This window comes from Nocardia amikacinitolerans (assembly GCF_900215415.1).
GTDB classification, from domain to species: Bacteria; Actinomycetota; Actinomycetes; order Mycobacteriales; family Mycobacteriaceae; genus Nocardia; species Nocardia amikacinitolerans.
Genome location: NZ_OBEG01000001.1, coordinates 611798 through 629620 on the forward strand (window position 1 = coordinate 611798; position 17823 = coordinate 629620).

At 68.9% G+C, this 17823-nt stretch carries 14 protein-coding genes; 10 read left to right on the forward strand and 4 right to left on the reverse strand.

Translation table 11 applies throughout. The features are described 5' to 3' along the window. Positions 1 to 113: 113 nt before the first annotated feature. A complete protein-coding gene (locus CRP45_RS02880; RefSeq protein ID WP_097243656.1) occupies positions 114 to 1316 on the reverse strand; it encodes a site-specific integrase in 1203 nt (400 codons plus the stop codon). A 209-nt stretch (positions 1317 to 1525) separates the two neighbouring features. On the opposite strand from CRP45_RS02880, the gene CRP45_RS02885 reads away from it, so the two are divergent. After that, the gene (locus CRP45_RS02885) at positions 1526 to 2386 is read left to right on the forward strand and encodes a TIGR03619 family F420-dependent LLM class oxidoreductase (protein WP_097243657.1); all 861 of its coding nucleotides are present in this window, start codon (positions 1526 to 1528) and stop codon (positions 2384 to 2386) included. 27 nt (positions 2387 to 2413) lie between these two features. Here CRP45_RS02885 and CRP45_RS02890 read toward each other — a convergent pair whose 3' ends face one another. Next, positions 2414 to 3631 (reverse strand): pyridoxal phosphate-dependent aminotransferase, encoded by a 1218-nt coding sequence (locus CRP45_RS02890; RefSeq protein ID WP_372509780.1) that lies wholly within the window; start codon positions 3629 to 3631, stop codon positions 2414 to 2416. Positions 3632 to 3713: 82 nt separating this feature from the next. Between CRP45_RS02890 and CRP45_RS02895 the strand changes: the two genes are divergently transcribed. Then, positions 3714 to 4289: a winged helix-turn-helix transcriptional regulator gene (locus tag CRP45_RS02895; RefSeq protein WP_425436921.1), complete on the forward strand. Its 576-nt coding sequence runs from the start codon at positions 3714 to 3716 to the stop codon at positions 4287 to 4289. Between the two features lie 392 nt (positions 4290 to 4681). Here the strand turns inward: CRP45_RS02895 and CRP45_RS02900 are convergent, their stop codons facing one another. Continuing rightward, positions 4682 to 6235, reverse strand: a complete 1554-nt coding sequence (locus tag CRP45_RS02900; protein ID WP_342746977.1) for a carboxylesterase/lipase family protein — start codon at positions 6233 to 6235, stop codon at positions 4682 to 4684. 32 nt (positions 6236 to 6267) lie between these two features. After that, the gene (locus CRP45_RS02905) at positions 6268 to 7458 is read right to left on the reverse strand and encodes an NAD(P)/FAD-dependent oxidoreductase (RefSeq protein WP_097243658.1); all 1191 of its coding nucleotides are present in this window, start codon (positions 7456 to 7458) and stop codon (positions 6268 to 6270) included. Between the two features lie 432 nt (positions 7459 to 7890). Here CRP45_RS02905 and CRP45_RS34880 point away from each other — a divergent pair, with 432 nt between their 5' ends. From CRP45_RS34880 to CRP45_RS02945, 8 genes are all read left to right on the forward strand, one after another. Next, on the forward strand, positions 7891 to 9003 hold the full coding sequence (locus CRP45_RS34880) for a coiled-coil domain-containing protein (protein ID WP_281256152.1): 1113 nt from the start codon (positions 7891 to 7893) through the stop codon (positions 9001 to 9003). Between the two features lie 262 nt (positions 9004 to 9265). After that, entirely contained in the window at positions 9266 to 9658 is a 393-nt protein-coding gene (locus CRP45_RS02915; RefSeq protein ID WP_097244527.1) for a DoxX family protein, read from the forward strand. 89 nt (positions 9659 to 9747) lie between these two features. Beyond that, a complete protein-coding gene (locus CRP45_RS02920) occupies positions 9748 to 10347 on the forward strand; it encodes an HdeD family acid-resistance protein (RefSeq protein WP_097243660.1) in 600 nt (199 codons plus the stop codon). 37 nt (positions 10348 to 10384) lie between these two features. Further along, on the forward strand, positions 10385 to 11836 hold the full coding sequence (locus tag CRP45_RS02925) for a S8 family peptidase (RefSeq protein WP_097243661.1): 1452 nt from the start codon (positions 10385 to 10387) through the stop codon (positions 11834 to 11836). Between the two features lie 497 nt (positions 11837 to 12333). Then, the gene (locus CRP45_RS02930) at positions 12334 to 13707 is read left to right on the forward strand and encodes a three-helix bundle dimerization domain-containing protein (protein WP_245909843.1); all 1374 of its coding nucleotides are present in this window, start codon (positions 12334 to 12336) and stop codon (positions 13705 to 13707) included. Positions 13708 to 13906: 199 nt separating this feature from the next. After that, positions 13907 to 14662 (forward strand): hypothetical protein, encoded by a 756-nt coding sequence (locus CRP45_RS02935; protein ID WP_097243662.1) that lies wholly within the window; start codon positions 13907 to 13909, stop codon positions 14660 to 14662. 119 nt (positions 14663 to 14781) lie between these two features. Then, positions 14782 to 16002, forward strand: coding sequence for a DUF418 domain-containing protein (locus CRP45_RS02940; protein WP_097243663.1), 1221 nt, complete (start codon positions 14782 to 14784; stop codon positions 16000 to 16002). 193 nt (positions 16003 to 16195) lie between these two features. Beyond that, positions 16196 to 17821: a TlrC/CarA/OleB/SrmB family ABC-F type ribosomal protection protein gene (locus CRP45_RS02945; RefSeq protein ID WP_097243664.1), complete on the forward strand. Its 1626-nt coding sequence runs from the start codon at positions 16196 to 16198 to the stop codon at positions 17819 to 17821. Positions 17822 to 17823: the final 2 nt, after the last annotated feature.

Sequence of the window (17823 nt, forward strand, 5' to 3'; positions counted from 1 at the left end):
TCAGCCACCGACACACCAGGTCCAGACGCTGGGCTTCGCGGCGACGTAGCCCGAAGGGCGTACGATACGGACGCTCCCAACCGGCCGACAATGCGCGCGTTCGGGGCCGACACTCACAGACCGAGTTTGGTTACGGCATTGTCTTCCAACGGGTTTGCGGTGCGGATGTAGCCGTGCACGGTGCGTGGGTTGGACCAGCGTCCCTGGCGCATGATTTCGCGGTCGCTGGCACCGCCGAGGGCGGCCTGGGTGGCGAAACCCGCGCGTAAGGAGTGTCCGGAGAAGAGGTTCGGGTCGAGACCGGCGCGGGCGGCATAGCGTTTCACCAGTTCGGCGACGGCCCGACCCGACATCGGGCGGTCGCCGATGCCGCCGTGGCGGGTGATGGTGGGGAACAACGGTAGGTCGGGGCGCTGAGCGAGGGGAGTGCCGGTGAAGCTGTGGCAGCGGTGGACGGCGGTGTTCGGTGCGGGTGCGGCGCAATGGTCGCGCAAGGCGAGTGGGCCTGCGGCCGTGTGGATTTCGAGGAGTTGGACCCAGGCGGCGTAGGCACAGACCGGGCAGGTGTGCGGGCGTTGCCCGCGCGGTAGGGCGACGCGCTGTTCGGCGGCGCCGGTCGGATCGGTCTTGGTGGTCGGCAGGTGTACGAGCAGGACCGGTTCGCCGGTCGCGTGATCCACGCTCACCCCGACGTCGGCAACGCGCAGTGCGGCCAGTTCGCTGCGGCGCAACGCGCCCGCGAAGCCGATCAGCAAGACCAGCGCGTCGCGGCGGCGAGCGGGTTCGGCAGGCCAGCCCGGCTCGGGCAGACCGGCGAGCAACTGATCGAGTGTGTGCAGCAGGATCGGACGCTTGCGCGACGGCGGGGTGCGCCGGGTGCGCCGAATGCCACGCAGTGTCAGGCGAACCACGTCGGAGCGGGTGGGGGAGGGCAGCCCGTTGGCGGCGTGCACCGCGGCGATCGCGGCCGACTTGCGCTCCAGCGTGGCCGGACCGAAGGCCCACTCGCCGTTCGGGCGTCGCGCGTCGGCGGCGGCCGCCAGGTAGACCGCGACATCGAGCGCGTCGGCCGGAAGCGCTTGGCGCCCCTCGGTCGCACACCATCCGGCCCACGCGATCCAGTCGGTGCGGTAGGCGCGCACGGTGTTCGCCGACTGCGACGCCTCCAGATATCGGCGCAGCGAACCGGCCTGGACGTCGTCGAAACGTTCGCGCACCAACCGCAACGCCGCCGCGTCGACGAGCACGCTGCGCACACCGCGCCGCAACTCGCTGCGCACCACCTCCGGCAGCGCGACGACACTGTCCTCTTTCACGCGCCACCACGCAGAACAGACTGCCGCCGACCGAAATTCATCGTTCCAGCCTATGCGCTGCGACCGGCTCCGTGACACACCCGGTGCATCGTGGCGCAAAGGATTCGGCGAACGCCGACCCCGGGAATTGTCGGGCGCGATCAGAGGTTGTGTCCACGCGGACAACAGTGCAGCCGCCCGAACGGATTTCGGGCCGGAAGGGAACGGGTATGAAGTTCGCCGTCAGTTACAGCAGCGCCCACTTCGGGACCGATCCGGATCGGATCGTCGCCTACGCCCGCCACGCGGAGGCATGTGGATTCGAGGGCCTCTACCTGCCCGAACACCTGGTGCTGTTTCCCGGCGCGCGACTGCACGACTTCGAGGTCCTGCCGACGCTGCCGTTCCTCGACCCGCTCGACACCCTCGCCTACGTCGCCGCGGCGACCGATCGGCTGCTGCTCGGCACCGGCGTGCTGCTGCTGCCGTACCGGCACCCGGTGGTGCTCGCCAAGCAGCTGGCGACCATCGACGTGCTGTCCAAAGGCCGAATGCGTTTGCTGACAGTGGGATTGGGTGTCGTACCCGAGGAGGCCGCGGCGACGGGCGTCGACTACCGCGCCCGCGGGCGACGCGCCGACGAAGCGATCGACGTGTTGCGTCTGCTGTGGGCGGGCGGTGAAGAGGGCGTCAGCTTCCACGGAGAGTTCTTCACCTTCGACAACCTCGTGCAGTACCCCAAGCCCTACCAGGCGACGACCCTTCCCATCCACGTCGGCGGATCGAGCAAGGCGGCCGCCCGCCGGGTGGGCCTGCGCGGCGACGGGTACTTCGCCGGTGGCGCGCTGGTCCCCCAGGAACGCATGACGCAATGGGAGCTCGCACGCTCGACCGCCGAAGAAGCCGGACGCGACCCCGACGCACTCGAATACACCCGGTGGAGCGGCATCGACATGACCGACGAACGCCTCGCCGCCTTCGCCGCCCAAGGCGTCACCCGGGTGGTCATCAGCGCCACCGCACCGGACCCCGCCGAACAACTCGACGAACTGTCACGCTTCGCCGAACGATTCATCGCCGGGCGAAGCTGACGCAGGCGCCTTGGCGGCCCCCGGCGATCACTGCCGGTAAGTCGCCAGAAACCGCCCGATGCGTTCGATGATCGCTTCGAGGTCGTCGGCGTGCGGCAGGGTGACGATGCGGAAGTGATCGGGCCGGTGCCAGTTGAACCCGGTGCCCTGCACGATGTGCAACTTCTCCTGGAGTAGCAGATCCAGCACGAATTTTTCGTCGTTGTGGATCGGATACATGTCCAGGTCGATGCGCGGGAACGCGTAGATCGCGCCCTTGGGCTTGACGCAGGAGACGCCGGGAATCGCGTTGAGCGCTTCCCAGGCGCGGTCGCGTTGCTCGCGCAGCCGTCCGCCGGGCAGCACGAGATCGTTGATGCTCTGATGTCCGCCGAGCGCGGCCTGAATCGCTTGCTGCGCGGGCACATTCGCGCACAGGCGCAGCCCGGCGAGCATCGTCAAACCCTCCAGGTAGTTCTCCGCGTGGTGGGTGGGACCCGACACCACCAGCCAGCCGGACCGGAATCCGGCGGCCCGATACGCCTTGGACAGGCCCGAGAACGTCAGGCACAGCAGGTCGGGGGCCAGCGCGGCGGTCGCGGTGTGGGTCAGCTCGTCGTAGTGGATCTTGTCGTAGATCTCGTCGGAGAAGACCACCAGATTGTGGCGGCGGGCGATCTCGAGAATCTCGCGCAGCACCTCCGGCGGATAGACCGCGCCGGTCGGGTTGTTCGGGTTGATGATCACGATCGCGCGGGTGCGGTCGGTGACCTTGGCGGCGATGTCGTCCACGTCGGGGAACCAGTCGGCGGACTCGTCGCAGACGTAGTGCACCGGACGCCCGCCGTTGAGCGTGGTCGCCGCCGTCCACAGCGGGAAGTCCGGCGCGGGAACGAGCACCTCGTCGCCGTTCTCCAGCAACGCCGTCAGCGCCATCATGATCAGTTCGGAGACGCCGTTGCCGAGGAACACCTCCTCGACATCGACGTCGTCGACACCGAGGGTCTGGTAGTACTGCACCACCGCGCGCCGCGCCGAAAGCAAACCTTTGGAGGCGGAGTAGCCGCTCGAGGCGGGCAGCGTGCGGACGATGTCTTGCAGGAGTTCCGCCGGCGCCTCGAAACCGAACGGCAGCGGGTTGCCGGTGTTGAGCTTCACGACGTGATGGCCTTCGGCTTCCAGCCGCGCGGCGTGCTCGGCCACCGGGCCGCGGATCTCGTACGACACGCCAGAGAGCTTGCTCGACTGCTTGACCTGCATGAACATCCCTTTCAGTGCGATTGCCGCACACTCTACTTGGTTTTTCCAAGTATGCACTTGGATTTTCCAAGTGATTCGTTACAGTGGGATGGTGCCACGCCGAAGCTATGACCACTTCTGCGCCGTGAGCCGCGCACTCGACGTCGTGGGCGACCGGTGGAGTTTGCTGGTGGTCCGCGAACTGTCCTCGGGCCCGCGCCGCTACAGCGATCTGTTCGCGGACCTGCCCGGGATCAGCACCGACGTGCTGGCCGCCCGGCTCAAGGATCTCGAGCGCGACGGCATCCTCACCCGCCGCCGCGTCGGCCCCCGCGCGGCCACCGCCGTCTACGAACTCACCGAGTCCGGCCGCGGCCTGCGCCCCGTACTCGCCGCGCTCTCTGCTTGGGGCGCACCGCTGCTCGGCGAACGTGGCGCCACCGACGCCGTGCGCGCGCACTGGTTCGCCCTGCCGCTGGGACGCGCGGTCGCCGAGCTGATCGCCGAAGGAGTCGTCACCGTCCACATCGGCGAGACCACCTTCCACTACGTGGTGACCGGCGCGGGCATCAGCCACCACGACGGCCCCGCCGAGGCGCCGGACCTCGAACTCCACCTCGACCTGGCCGCCGCGACCGAGGTGGTCATGGGCACGCGCTCCCTTGTCGCGCCTGCGAATAGCTGACCACCCGTCGCGGCCCCGACACGACGTTCGCCGCCATTGCATTGCTCGCGCCAATGACCGAGCAATGGAGTCGAACCGAAATCGTCTTCGTGCTTGCGATGCGCCGAACAGATTGCGCCACAGCCCTATTCGGCCGCCGAGGTCAGCTGGAGCGCGCCGCGTCCTGGATGATCGCGGCGAACTCTGGCGATCGTCGTACACGGCCGAACCGCCCGGCGCGCAGCCTCGGTCGACCGCGCGACCAGTACATCCGTCGCGGAGTCGTCGCCGGTCCGCTCCTCGCGACCCCGCGATCGCCGCTTCGCGGCATCCCTCATGGCCGTATTTCCGACCGACGAAGCGGGCGAAATCGCGTGCACCGCAGCAGAATACGGAGACGTCTGTTGACGCGGTTACCCGGTACGCAGGTCCAGGGTGCCGAACTCATGGCTGGACCAGATGCGTCGGGAGCGTTCCTCGGGATAGGGCCGAGCAGTCGGTGTGGCGTCGTAGACGCGGGTGGTTCGGGCGTGCGGATCGTAGGGTGCCCAGCCGGGTTCGCCGGTGGTCGCGAAGTTCACCCAGTCGGTGCGCATGTCGGCGGAGACGTGGGTGATCTCGTTCGCGGCGTTCGGGTGGGCGGACCGGTGGGCGCGCACCTCGTCGGCGCCGAGTGTGCCGAACACGAGCAGGAAGTCGAGGCAGTGCGAGGCGCCCTGCTCCCGGTTGAAGCTCCAGTGGAGTTCGTAGAGCCACACGGGTCCGCCGCCGGCGTGGGCGGCGTCGGCGAGGTGCAGGCTGGGCATGCGAAACAGCCAGTCGGTGTTGAGGAGTTCATACCGTTGGCTCGGGGTGGCGTCGGGATAGGCGGTGCGGTAGTCGCGGTCCGCGGTCGGCGCGAGGTGGTCGAAGGCCGCGGTCATTCGCGCATCGGTCGGCGCGCCGCCGGGACGGGAAGTGTAGAGCCGGAATTCGTCACGGGTGTGTCCCACGAGCAGGTCGATGTCACGCGCGGCGCCGCGGGCGAATGCGCCCCACGGTGCCTCAGGGAGCAGGATGCCGTCGACGACGGGAGAGAACGGCGTCGGTGTCAACGCCATGGGGCCCCACGATTCGACGAAGTCCGGCATCTTCCGGATCACCGCCGCCGTCGCGTCGGTCAGTGCCCGCGGCGGGATTCGGGCGAGCTCGTCGACGGTGGCCTCGGCGCCGAGTTGCGCGGCGATAGTCGTGGAGATCGCGGCGGCGAGCCGTTCGGAGAAGTAAGTGCCCGGCATGCTCTGACTGATCGCACGACGAAAAAGTCCCGCCGCCGACGGCATGACGAGCAGCGCGGCGATACACGCGCCACCGGCGGACTGACCGAAGACGGTGACGTTGTCCGGATCGCCGCCGAAGACGGCGATATTGTCCCGGACCCACCGCAGCGCGGCGATTTGGTCGAGAATGCCTCGGTTGTCCGGGGCTCCGGCGATGTGGGCGAAACCTTCTGCGCCGACGCGATAGTTCATGCTCACCAGCACCACACCGGACGCGGCGAGCTTCGCACCGTCGTAATGCGGGTTGGCGCAGTTGTTTTCCAGGTACGTGCCGCCCTGGATCCACACCATCACCGGTAGGTGCGCGGCGCCGGGGTCGGGGGACCAGACGTTGAGGGTCAGGCAGTCCTCGGAACCGTCCTCGGTGCGGCCGGACACCGAAGACATCACCGAACCCCTGTTCGTCGCTTGGGGAACCGCCGGACCGAACATTACCGCGTCACGAACGCCATCCCAGCGCTGAGCCGCCACGGGTGCCGCGAATCGTCGTGGGCCGAATGGTGGGGCGGCGTAGGGGATTCCGCGAAATACCGCGACGCCGTCCTCCCACCTGCCACGAACGACTCCGGCTGCCGTGCGGACTCGAGATTCGATAGCCACTCGGTCATGTCTACCCCTGGAACCGTCGGGGTGCCGACTGCCGCACACCGTGCCACTGATGGCAGCGGCGAAACCGGCGTCTACGCGCTCGGTGTCGTCACGTTCTCGTTCCGGGCTCGTAGCAGGGCGGGCCGGTGTGCACCGTCCTTCGGCCAGTGATGTGAGCCGGGCTTGTTGGCTTCGGTCACCAGGTGCTTGACGCTGGCGGCGCAGGAGAATTCCTTGAGCTTGCGGCCCATGAACCCGGTGAAGTACAACCGCTTCGCCGTGTCGTCCTTGTTGAGGAATTGGAAGATCCCGGCACCGCGGCCGAAGCTGAAGCACATGGCCTGGAATGCCAAGTCGATCGGTGCCGGTTGCTCGTCCGCGATCCTGGCCAGCACCGTGTCGGCGGCGTGGGCGCCCATGCAGCCTGCGACGTAGGCACTCATCCGGAACGGCAGGTCCGAGGGCGCCGACGCGTCGCCCGCCGCGATGATGCGATCGCTGTCGATGCTGGTCAGCGTTTCGTCGGTGAGCAGCCGCCCGGCGGCATCGGTACGCAACCCGCTGCGTTCGGCCAGATCGGGCACATCGAAACCCGCGGCCCAAATGGTGACCCCACTCGCCAGGGTGCGGCCGTCACGGAGTTCCACGGTTCCCGATCCCACCGCGGCGACCGACGTATCCGGGCCTTCGATCACCTCGACGCCGAGCTCGGTGAGGTATTTGCGTGCTGTGCGCCGCGCGCTGGGGTGCAGGTACGGGCCGACGACAGCGCCGCAGACCAGCCTGACACTGCGACCCTGTTCCGCGAGTTCCGCAGCGGTCTCGATACCCACCGGCCCGCCCCCGACGACCGTCACCGTCGCCGTCGCAGGCGTGTCGAAGAGCACCGACCGCAGCCGCTGCGCGGCCTCCAAAGTCGCGACCGGATAAGCGAATTCGGCCGCACCCGGTACCCGCGGTCCGCCGGTGAAGCTGCCTACCGCGTAGATCAGGTAGTCGTAGCCGATGCTGCCACGCTCGGCGAGGGTGACGGTGCGCCCGGTCGCGTCGATGCGCGTCGCGTTGTCGACCACCAGCTCGACGCCCTCGGCGAGCACCTCCTGGTAGTCGACCACCGCATCGTGGGTCCCACCCACCAGCTGGTGCAGCCGCAGCCGCGGTACGAAGACCTGCCGCGGATTGATCAGGGTCACCGCCACGTCGTCGCGCTGCCGCACCCGATTGGCCGCCATCACTCCGGCGTATCCGCCGCCGACCACCACTACCTCGATGTTCTTGCCCATGGTGTCTCCTTCGATCCGAGTGGGTCGATCACAAGACACCGCAGCGACGAAAAATCTGACACTTTATGAGGCAGATCACAGTGGCGGTTCGGCTTGTTGGGCTCGCCGTGCGATCGACGGCGCAGCCGCACAGGGGAGTGCGCGTGGGCACCCCCACCCATACAGCAGCTCGCTCGGGCGTAAGTGGTACGTGTGTGCCAGCGGCCCTAGTTTTCAAAAGGTTTCGTAGCCGTTACGTTGCGTTGGTTGCGACCAAACGTAAACGAATCGAATCTGGCGTCGACCGGGGGAGTTACAGATCCTGACCGCCGATAATGTTCACTTATCGGAGGTCAGAGAGCGGCACACGGCCGCTGTCTTCTCTTGTGCCGACACGGATTTCGTTTCGTGTGAATACGTCGGAAACGACGAAACCAACGCTACGATTCTCCGGTGTCCAGCACCTGTAGCTATCCGGGATGCACCCGGCCCATCACGCGCGGCGGCGGTCCCGGGCGACCGTCGGAATACTGCGAGCACCCCGACCACACGCGATGGCGGGCGTGGCGGGAAAGGCAACGGCTGCAACAGGAGTCGGAGGCTCCCGCCGCTTCCGTCACTGTGACGCCACAGGGTCCGGTGACCGCGGCGCGGGCGCGCGCCGACGAGCTGCTCGCCCAGTTTCGTGGCCTGGCCGAACAGCTGAGCAACAACCTCAACGCGGCCGTCGTCGAGCTCTCCACCCTTGCCGATCCCTCGATCGCCGAAGCGCAGGTGCAGGCTGTGCAAGCCGACGCCGCCCGGCGCATCGCGGAGGCCGAGGTCGCGACGGTCGCCGCCGAGCAGGCGCGGCGCGAGGCCGAGGAGGCACGACGGATCGCGGAGTCGGCCGCCGACGATGCCGCCGCTGCCGCCGAACGGGCGGAAACACTGGTCGCCGAGGCGAATAGCGCCCGCGACGACGCGCTCCGCGAGGTCGAGCGGGTCACCAAGCAGGCCGCCGACGACGTCTTCGCCGCGCGCACCGAAGCCGAGGCCGAGATCCGCGCGGTGCGCCGCGAAGCCGCCGACGACGTCGAACGCGCGCGTCAGCAGGCGAGCGAGGACGTGGAGAAGGCGCGAGGCAAAGCCGCCGCCGAGATCGAACAGGTGCGCAGGGAATCCGCCCAGCGGATCACCGCGGCGTGCGCCGAACGCGACCTCGCCGTGCAACGTGCCGCCGACGCCGACCGCGCCATCGACCGCGCCGAACAGGCCACCGCCGAACGCGCCCAAGCCCTCGCCGAGGCCCGCGAGGAACTCACCCGCCTGCGCGCCGAACTCGACGCCACCCGAACCGAACTCGCCGACCTGCGCCGCACCGCCGCCGCCGAAGCCGCCGCCTACCGCGCCGAAGCGGCCGCATCCCTGGAACGGGCCCGCGCCGAGGCCGCCCAACGGATCGCCGCCCTCGACGACGCCCGCACCCAAACCCTCGCCCGCGCCGAACGCGCCGAACGCCAACTCGACGAACTGCTCGCCGCCTCCCGTGCCGGCGCCACCACGGAACCGGTCCAAAGCCCCTGACGGAATCGCGGCGCGAGTGGCGATCCAGCTTGTCGCCGGGTGCGTATCGATGCTCGGTTGGAAGGGCGGTCCATGCGGTGGCGGAGGTCACGCCGGCGGGGATGTCACACGTCCAGGGTCGGCGGTGTCTGATGCTCGACCAGTTACACCGTCGGGAAGCCGACCGGTGATGCCCGCGAACGGCATCCGGCAGCCCGACGGCGACGAACGGCTCGACCGGATCCAGGACGAGCCCGAGTCGCGTGCACCTCAGGAGAAGCAAATGAACCTCGCCCTCTGGATCGTCACCGGACTGCTTGCCGCCCTGGCCCTCTTCGGTGGCGCCACCAAAGCGTTCATGCCCAAAGCCAAGCTGGACGAATTGGGCAGGAAGTCCGGCGGGGGATGGACCGAGCACGCGAGCGCCGGTTTCGTCAGAACTCTCGGAGCCCTGGAGATCCTGGCCGCGGCCGGCTTCATCCTGCCCGCCGTGCTCGACATCGCGCCGGTGCTGGTGCCGGTGACGGCCGTCTGCTGGGTCCTGCTGATGATCGGCGCGATGATCACCCACGCCCGCTACGGCCAGTACAAATATGTCGCACTGAATTTCGTCTACCTCGCGCTGGCCGCCTTCGTGGCCTGGGGACGTTTCGCCCCCGAGTCCTTCACCGGCTGATTCGGGTAAGTCGCCAGCGGGTCGTTGCAAGGTGAACCACAAATAGCAAACTTCAGGCTAACCGTGTTCCGCGGTCATATCATGGAGCTATGCCCGGAAACGATGGTGAGGGGCGTGTGGAGTCGCGGGTCCGCGGGGGACGGGAGGCGATTCTGGTCGTGGGTGTGTGCTCCGTCGCCCTCGGCGTGCTTGTCGCGGTCTGGCCGGAGAAGTCCGTGCCGACCCTGGAGCTGCTGTTCGGCCTGTATCTGCTGGCCTCAGGAGCCGCGCAGCTGTGGCTCGCGGTCGGCGCACGCTTCGCGCTACCGCTGCGGACGCTGGTGTTCGTCAGCGGACTCCTCTCGGTACTGATGGCCGTATCATGCCTGCGCGGAGGCAATTCCGTGCTGCTACTGGCCATGTGGATCGGACTGAGCTGGACCATCCGCGGCATCACCCAGGCCACCGTCGCGGCCTGGGACGACGAGCAGCTCTCCGACAGCGGCCGGCACGAACTGTTCGGGGTGTTCACGATGATCGTCGGCATCGTCGTGCTCGTCCTGCCGCTCGAGGAACTCGACACCCTCGGAGTGCTCGTCGGCGGATGCCTCGCGGTGCTCGGCGGACTCGAGATCGCACTGTCCGGCGTCGGTCGCGGCGCCACGGTGCGGGTCCCCGGCCTGACGCGAGTGCCCATGCCACGCAGCTGAACTGGCGGGACGCCCGCGCAACCGGTTCACTGTCTCTATGGCACCCACGGATCAGCGGCGTAGTTCGGCACGGCCACCGGTACCGGGTTCGACGCGATCGCCCGCGGAACTCATCGTCGTCACCCATGGCGCGGCGCGTCCCATCGGCCCGATCGCCTTGCGGGACAGCGCCGCCGGTCGATCCCATCTCCAGGCGACGCTGCCCGGCGGCGCCCGGCTGTCCCCGATCTTCGGTCCGGCCGACCGGCTGCCGGGGCGGTTGCGCGGCACCGACCAGGAATCGATCGGCGCGCAGTACCTGAACTACTTCGCCGTGCTCGGCGTCGCCGACGACCTCGAAGTGGTTGCCGAACAGTTGCGGGATGACGATGCGGTGGCCGGCGCCTACGTCAAGCCACCGGCGGAACCGCCCATCGCGCCGCTGTCCGCGGTGTCCGCTTCGATGGCCGCGGCCCCCGCGGTGACGCCGGATTTCCAAGGCAGGCAAGGATATCTGGATGCCGCGCCGACCGGTATCGACGCGCGCTGGGCGTGGAGCAGGCCCGGCGGGCGCGGAACGGGCGTGCGGGTGATCGACGTCGAAGGCGCGTGGCGGTTCACCCACGAGGACCTGACCCAGAATCAGGGTGGCGTCATCGGCGGCGAACCGTCCGCCGACGAAGGCTGGCGCAACCACGGCACCGCGGTCGCGGGGGAAATCAGCGGCGACGTCAACGCTTTCGGCATCACCGGGATCGCGCCCGAGGCCACCATCCGGGCGGTCTCGGTGTTCGGCCCCGGATCGGCCACGGCGATCCGCACCGCCGCCGACGCGTTGCACCCCGGCGACATCATCCTCATCGAACTGCACCGGCCCGGACCGCGCCGCAACTACCAGGGCCGCCCCGACCAGCTGGGTTACATCGCCATCGAATGGTGGCCCGACGACCTCGCCGCCATCCGCTACGCCACCGCACGCGGCGTCATCGTGGTGGAAGCGGCGGGTAATGGCGGCGAGGACCTCGACGCCGCGCTCTACGACACCCGCCCGAGCGGTTTCCCGGAGACGTGGCGCAACCCGTTCCGCGGCGGCGCCGCCGATTCCGGCGCGGTGCTGGTGGGCGCGGGCGCACCGCCGCCAGGCACGCACGGCCGCGACCACGGCCCGGCCCGGTCCCGATTGGCGTTCTCCAACTACGGCTCCCGCGTGGACGCGCAAGGCTGGGGACGCGAGGTGACCACCACCGGATACGGCGACCTGCAGGGCGGCGGCGACGAAGACTACTGGTACACCGACGAATTCAGCGGCACCTCGAGCGCGTCACCGATCGTCGTCGGCGCGCTCGCCTGCTACCTGGGCATCACCGCCGAGTCCGGGCTACGCGACCCTGCGGGAGTGCGCGAACTGCTGCGCGCGACCGGCTCCCCGCAGACCGACGCCCCCGGCCGCACCGTCGCCCAGCGCATCGGCAACCTGCCCGATATCCGCGCCATGGTGGGCGAGCCCTGACGACCCACGACGGCCGACCGACGCAGGTGACCCGGCCATCCGCAGACCCCACGCATACGGCCCTGTCCCACATAGGTTCTGTACGCCTCACATAGTCGGTGCCTATGTGAGGAGTGCAGACGGTGTGTGGGAAGGGGCATCACGGCCGGGTTCACGCCGCGGTCGGTCGGTGAACCGCGGCACAACATTCGATGGCGTGCAGCCGATGTCGGGTTGAACTCTGTGTTTGCCGTGCCTGCCGCATGGCATGCCTTGTGGCGGTTCAGCATTGGGTGCGCAAGAGACTTGCGAGACGAGGACATACCCGTTGACCTGCACCGCAACGGCCGGACTTCTGGTCAGGGCCGAACCACCGAGATGCCTTCACCCGCAGCCGAATTGCCGCCTCGCCGGGTTTGCGCGGAGTGTCGGCGGCGCCGAAATGCCGGTATGGTTTCGGCGCGCGCAGGTGCCCGAATGCTGTCGCGAGATCCGACCGAGCACATCGAGGAGAGCTGGTGGCTGTCGACACCGTCCGCGAAGAACAAGCGATCCGCCGGTTGACCGACAGCCTGGTCGAGAACTACACCGAAACCCACTCCGCCGAACAGATCCAGACCGCGATCGGCTCGGCTCGGCAGCGTTTCGACGGGCGTCCCGTGCGGGAGTTCGTGCCGATCCTCGTCGAACGGATCGTGCGCAGAGAGCTCGAGCCCGAATCGGCGGAGGCCCCGACCGAGCGGGTCGCGGTCGCTCCGGCGACGAGCGAGCGTCCGGATCTCACCGCTCGGCTACGCCAGTTCCCGCGCAATGGCAAGCTCGCGCTGCTCGGCGGCGCGCTGGCCGTCGTCGCACTGCTGGTCGTCGTGCTGGTGATGCGTCAGCCCGATCCCGCCCCCTCCGCGGCTTCGACTCCGGCGCTGACCACCGTGCACGGCGTCGTCGGCTCGGAGAAGATGGCGTTCTTCGAAGACCCCCGCGTCGTCGAAGCCCTCGCCCGGCACGGACTGAAGGCCGAGGTGGAGCCCGCGGGTTCCCGCCAGATCGCTTCGATCGACCTGGCGAACCACAGCTTCGCGTTCCCCTCCAGCGCACCCGCCGCCGAGCGGATCCAGCGCGCCCGCAACGTCGCCACCAAGTACACGCCGTTCGCCTCGCCGATGGCGATCGCCACCTTCCGTCCGATCGCCGACCTGCTCACCGCGGCGGGCGTGGTCCGGCCGGGTCCGGTGTCGACCTTCGACATGGCTCGCTACCTCGAGCTGGTCGGCCGCAACACCGAGTGGGCGCACCTGCCCGACAACACCGCCTATCCGGTGCGCAAGAACATCCTGGTCTCCACCACCGACCCGCGGACCTCCAACTCCGCGGCGATGTACCTGGCCATCGCCGGGTTCGTGGCCAACGACCGCGCGGTCGTGCAGGGCGCGGAGGCCGAGAAGCGGGTGCTGCCGATCGTCTCGCGACTGTTCACCGGCCAGGGTTACGCGGAGAACTCGAGCGCGGGCCCGTTCCAGGAGTACCTCACCGCGGGGATGGGCCCGACGCCGCTGGTGATGATCTACGAAGCCCAGTTCGTCGAGGCCGCCGTGCAGGGACAGCTGAAGCCGGACATGGTGCTGACCTACCCGTCGCCGACGGTGCTGTCCACCCACACGCTGGTGCCGCTGGACGAATCCGGCGATCGGCTCGGCCGCCTGCTGTCCACCGATCCGGAGCTGCAGCGGCTGGCCGCCGAACACGGCTTCCGCACCGGAGACGCGGCACAGTTCGCGCAGGTCACCGCCGAGAACAAAGTGCCGGTGCCCGCGAATCTGATCGATGTGGTCGACGCGCCGACGTTCGAGACCATGGAGCACCTGCTCGACGGGGTCACTCAGTCGTATAACTGAAGTGTTGCGTTCGGGCGTATCGTGACGATGATCCAAGTGTAAACGGAAGTGTGACCGAGGGCCCGAGCGCGCAGCGCACGGATCGGCCCCGGCGAGTAGCCGGAACGCGGGGAATCGAGTAGCCCGGCACTCGTGGCTGTGACCGGGTTTGGTGCCACTCTCCCTATCTATAGGGGTTGGAGAGAGAGGAGCCCCAACGATGTTCGGCATACACACCCACGCGATCGAGCGATCGAGCGCCACGGAGGGCGCCACCGGCACGCACGCCATGCTGGTGTTCGGCACGGGCGTGGACTGCTACCTTTCGTATCTGCCGACGTTCGAGGCGCGGCACAATTTCCAGGTGCTGCTCGCGGTAGACCTCGACGAGCACGGTTGCCGCGCGCTCGGCGCCGACCGCAGGATCGGTTACGAGGGATTCCACACCTTCGAACCCGAGTTCTTCCCGCTCACCGAGCTGGATCCGCACGGCGATCGGCCGCGCACCGAGCTGCGCGGCACGCTGTACCGGGGGCACCTGGAACGCGGCGGGCCGATCGTCGGTCGCGATGTCGTGGCCACGGTCCGCAATGTCGTCTACTTCGCCGAACTCCAGCCGTACGGCGATGACGAGCTGCTGACGCACCTGTGCTTCGGCCGTCCCGGCCGGCTGTATCTGGCGCACCGCATCGCGCGGCGGCCAAGCTTCGATCAGATCGTGGCCGTGCGCCTGATCCCCGGCACCGTCACCGACATGCTCGGCAGGCCGCTGTCCGACGACGTGCACGAGCGCGGTTTCGACACTGCGCAGCCGATCATTTTGGGGCAGCGCGAGTTCCACGGTCAGCGGCTGCGGACCGGGGAGATCGCGGTGGCGGCGTTCCGCGCAACCCCGTCGGCAGGCGGTGCGCAGGGTTTCCTCGCCGAACTCGCGGTCGAACGCCAGATCTACCTGGAGGTCGCGGATCTGGGCTGACGCCCGCCGATCCGCGTGGTCAATACGCCGGAGGTCGCGGACCGCCCCGACTTCGCCCGGTTCGCGAATCGCTCCGACGGAGGACGCGTGCGGGCCGGTGCGGCCGCTAGCGTCGAAACATGTCCGGTGCCACCGAATCCGTGCTGCCCGCCGCGACCACCGGACGGCGGATCGCGGAACTCGATATCCTGCGCGGTTTCGCGCTGTTCGGAATCCTGATCACCAACGTCACCGTCGCCACGGCGCTGTGGTCGTTCGACGGAACCCGCGACCGACCGCGCGAGCACTACCAGGGCGCCGTCGACCACCTGGTCACCGGCGTCGTGGACGCGCTGTTCGCCGGACGGTTCTACCTGCTGTTCGCGTTCCTGTTCGGCTACTCGTTCACCTTGCAGATCGCGGCGGCGCAGCGGGCGGGCGCGTCGGCCAACGCGCGGCTGCTGCGTCGGTGCGCGGCGCTCATGGCGATCGGGCTCGCGCACGTCTTTCTGCTCTGGATCGGCGACATCCTGACCCTGTACGCGATGCTGTGCCTGGTCTTGATCCTGTTGCGCAAGCTGCGGCCGCGCACCGCGCTGATCACCGGTGGCGTGCTGTACGCGCTGTGGTGCCTGTGGGCGTTCGTGCCGGGGGGCGGCGCCGACCCGTACCAGGCGCTGGCCCAGTTCATCGACCTGCCCGCGATGCGCGAGGGCTACACCGGCGGTTTCGCCGACACCCTGGACACCCAGCTGTCCTACGCGCCGCTCTTTCTGCTGCTCACCTGGCTCGCGCAAGGAATGACCAGCCTCGGGCTGTTCCTGATCGGCATGGCGGCGGGTAAACGGGGTTTGTTCGAGGACGGCGAGACACTGGATCGATGGGCGCCGCGCGTGCTGGCGATCGGGCTGGGGATCGGTGTGCCGATCTCGGCGGTGACGTTCGCGATCTCGGTCGGTGGGGATGGGCCGTGGTGGTGGATCGGGGTGCAGGAGTTGGTGAATCCGGTGATGACCTTCGCCTACATCGCGGGCATCGTGCTGCTCGCCCGCGCACCACGCACGGGGCGGGCGATCGCCCGGCTCGCGCCCGCGGGACGGATGGCGGCCTCGAACTACATCGGGCAGTCGATCGTGTTGATGGCGCTCTACACCGGGTACGGACTCGCGCTCGCAGGCAAGGTGCCGCCCGCCGGAGTGATCGCGCTGGCGCTGCTGACCTACGCGGCTCAGCTCGCGCTCAGCGCGTGGTGGCTGCGCGAGCACCGGTACGGTCCGGTGGAATGGCTGTTGCGGGCGGTCACCTACCTGCGCGTACCCGCGTGGCGTAATCCGGATCACGTCCCGGCGAAAGAGGGTTGACGCCAGCGGGATTGGGCCGCTAACTTGGCAGACCTCATGGGTTTGATTTTCCTGTTCTCCTGATCGCGCCGCACGCGTCGAGCCTCGCTCCGCGTCGGTAATCCCCGCACCCTCCACGCCGCTGCCGCGGTCGTCTTCTCGTGTGCGGGTTCCCCATCGATCCGGCCGGTCGGCCGAGAACAGGAGATCGCCCATGCTTACCGCTCAACTCACCCTCTCCGACGTCACCAAACGCTACGACGACCGAATCGTGCTCGACCGCGTCTCGCTAACCGTCAAGCCCGGCGAGACCGTCGGCATCATCGGCGACAACGGGTCGGGCAAATCGACACTGTTGCAGGTCATCGCCGGGCGCGAACGCCCGGACAACGGGACGGTGACCGTCACCGCTCCCGGCGGAATCGGTTATCTCGCACAGACTCTCGGACTCCCGGGATCGGCGACGGTGGCCGACGCGATCGACCTGGCGCTGGCCGACCTGCGCGAGCTCGAGAACCGCTTGCGTGCCGCGGAGGCGGCGCTCGCGCTACCCGGGCCCGTCGAGGAACAGCTGGACGCCTACGGCGAGTTGCTCGCTCGTTTCGAGGCGCGCGGCGGCTACCACGCCGACAACCGGGTCGACATCGCGCTCACCGGCCTCGGCCTGCCCGGACTGGATCGCTCGCGACGGCTGGACACCCTGTCCGGCGGTGAACGATCCCGGCTGGCGTTGGCCGCGACCCTCGCGGCGGCGCCGGAACTGCTGCTGCTCGACGAGCCGACCAACGACCTGGACGACCGGGCCGTGGCCTGGCTCGAACAACACCTGCGCGGGCATCGCGGCACCGTCGTCGCGGTTACCCACGACCGGGTGTTCCTGCAGCGCATCACCTCCACCATCCTGGAGGTGGCCGAAGGCGCGGTGACCCGGCACGGTGACGGCTACGCGGGTTACCTCGCCGCCAAGGCCGCGCAGCGTCGTCGTCGCGAGCAGGAGTACGCCGACTGGAAGTCCGAGCTGGCCAGGAACCGTCGCCTGGCGCAGTCCAATGTCGTTCGCCTCGAGGCGATTCCGCGGAAGCTGCCGCTCGCGGTGTTCGCCGCGGGACCGTTTCGCGCACGGGGGCGCGACCACGGGGCGATGTCGCGGATCCGCAACGCCAAGGAGCGGGTGGCGCGGCTGACCGACAACCCGGTCTGCGCGCCGCCGGATCCGTTGCGGTTCGGCGCCGACCTCGCCAGGGCGAGCGAGCCCGAAATATCCGGTGCGGTAGCGGAACTCGCCGACATCGCCGTCGCGGGCAGGCTGCGGCTGGACGGGCTGCGCATCGCCGACGGGGAACGGCTGCTCATCACCGGACCCAACGGGGCGGGCAAGAGCACTCTGCTTCGGGTCCTCGCCGGTGAGCTCGCTCCCGACCGAGGGTCGGTGCGGGTCGAGGGGCGCGTCGGTTTCCTTCGGCAGGAGGAACTGCCGTGGCCGCCGCGGCTGACGGTGCTGGAGGCCTTCGCGCTGGGTCGCCCCGGACACCCGGACGAACACGCCCACACACTGCTGTCCATGGGCCTGTTCCACCCCGCGGAACTGCGGCTGCGTCTCGACGAACTGTCCTACGGGATGCGTCGCAGGCTCGAACTGGCTCGGCTCGTCGCCGAACCCGCCGACCTGCTGCTGCTCGACGAGCCGACCAACCACCTCGCCCCGGCCCTGGTGGAGGAACTGGAGGACGCGCTGGCCGACTACCCCGGCGCGGTCGTGGTGGTGACCCACGACCGCGCCATGCGAAACCGCTTCGGCGGCAACCGAATGGAGATGTCGGCGGGTGCGCTCGCGGCCTGAAG

What these genes read in the sequence shown, in the direction of transcription:
- CRP45_RS02925 (WP_097243661.1), top strand. Translation starts at nt 10,385, where the DNA reads ATGGCACCCACGGATCAGCGGCGTAGTTCGGCACGGCCACCGGTACCG.
- CRP45_RS02945 (WP_097243664.1), top strand. Translation starts at nt 16,196, where the DNA reads ATGCTTACCGCTCAACTCACCCTCTCCGACGTCACCAAACGCTACGAC.
- CRP45_RS02890 (WP_372509780.1), bottom strand. Translation starts at nt 3,631, where the DNA reads ATGTTCATGCAGGTCAAGCAGTCGAGCAAGCTCTCTGGCGTGTCGTAC.
- CRP45_RS02885 (WP_097243657.1), top strand. Translation starts at nt 1,526, where the DNA reads ATGAAGTTCGCCGTCAGTTACAGCAGCGCCCACTTCGGGACCGATCCG.
- CRP45_RS02915 (WP_097244527.1), top strand. Translation starts at nt 9,266, where the DNA reads ATGAACCTCGCCCTCTGGATCGTCACCGGACTGCTTGCCGCCCTGGCC.
- CRP45_RS02920 (WP_097243660.1), top strand. Translation starts at nt 9,748, where the DNA reads ATGCCCGGAAACGATGGTGAGGGGCGTGTGGAGTCGCGGGTCCGCGGG.
- CRP45_RS02905 (WP_097243658.1), bottom strand. Translation starts at nt 7,458, where the DNA reads ATGGGCAAGAACATCGAGGTAGTGGTGGTCGGCGGCGGATACGCCGGA.
- CRP45_RS02895 (WP_425436921.1), top strand. Translation starts at nt 3,714, where the DNA reads ATGGTGCCACGCCGAAGCTATGACCACTTCTGCGCCGTGAGCCGCGCA.
- CRP45_RS02940 (WP_097243663.1), top strand. Translation starts at nt 14,782, where the DNA reads ATGTCCGGTGCCACCGAATCCGTGCTGCCCGCCGCGACCACCGGACGG.
- CRP45_RS02935 (WP_097243662.1), top strand. Translation starts at nt 13,907, where the DNA reads ATGTTCGGCATACACACCCACGCGATCGAGCGATCGAGCGCCACGGAG.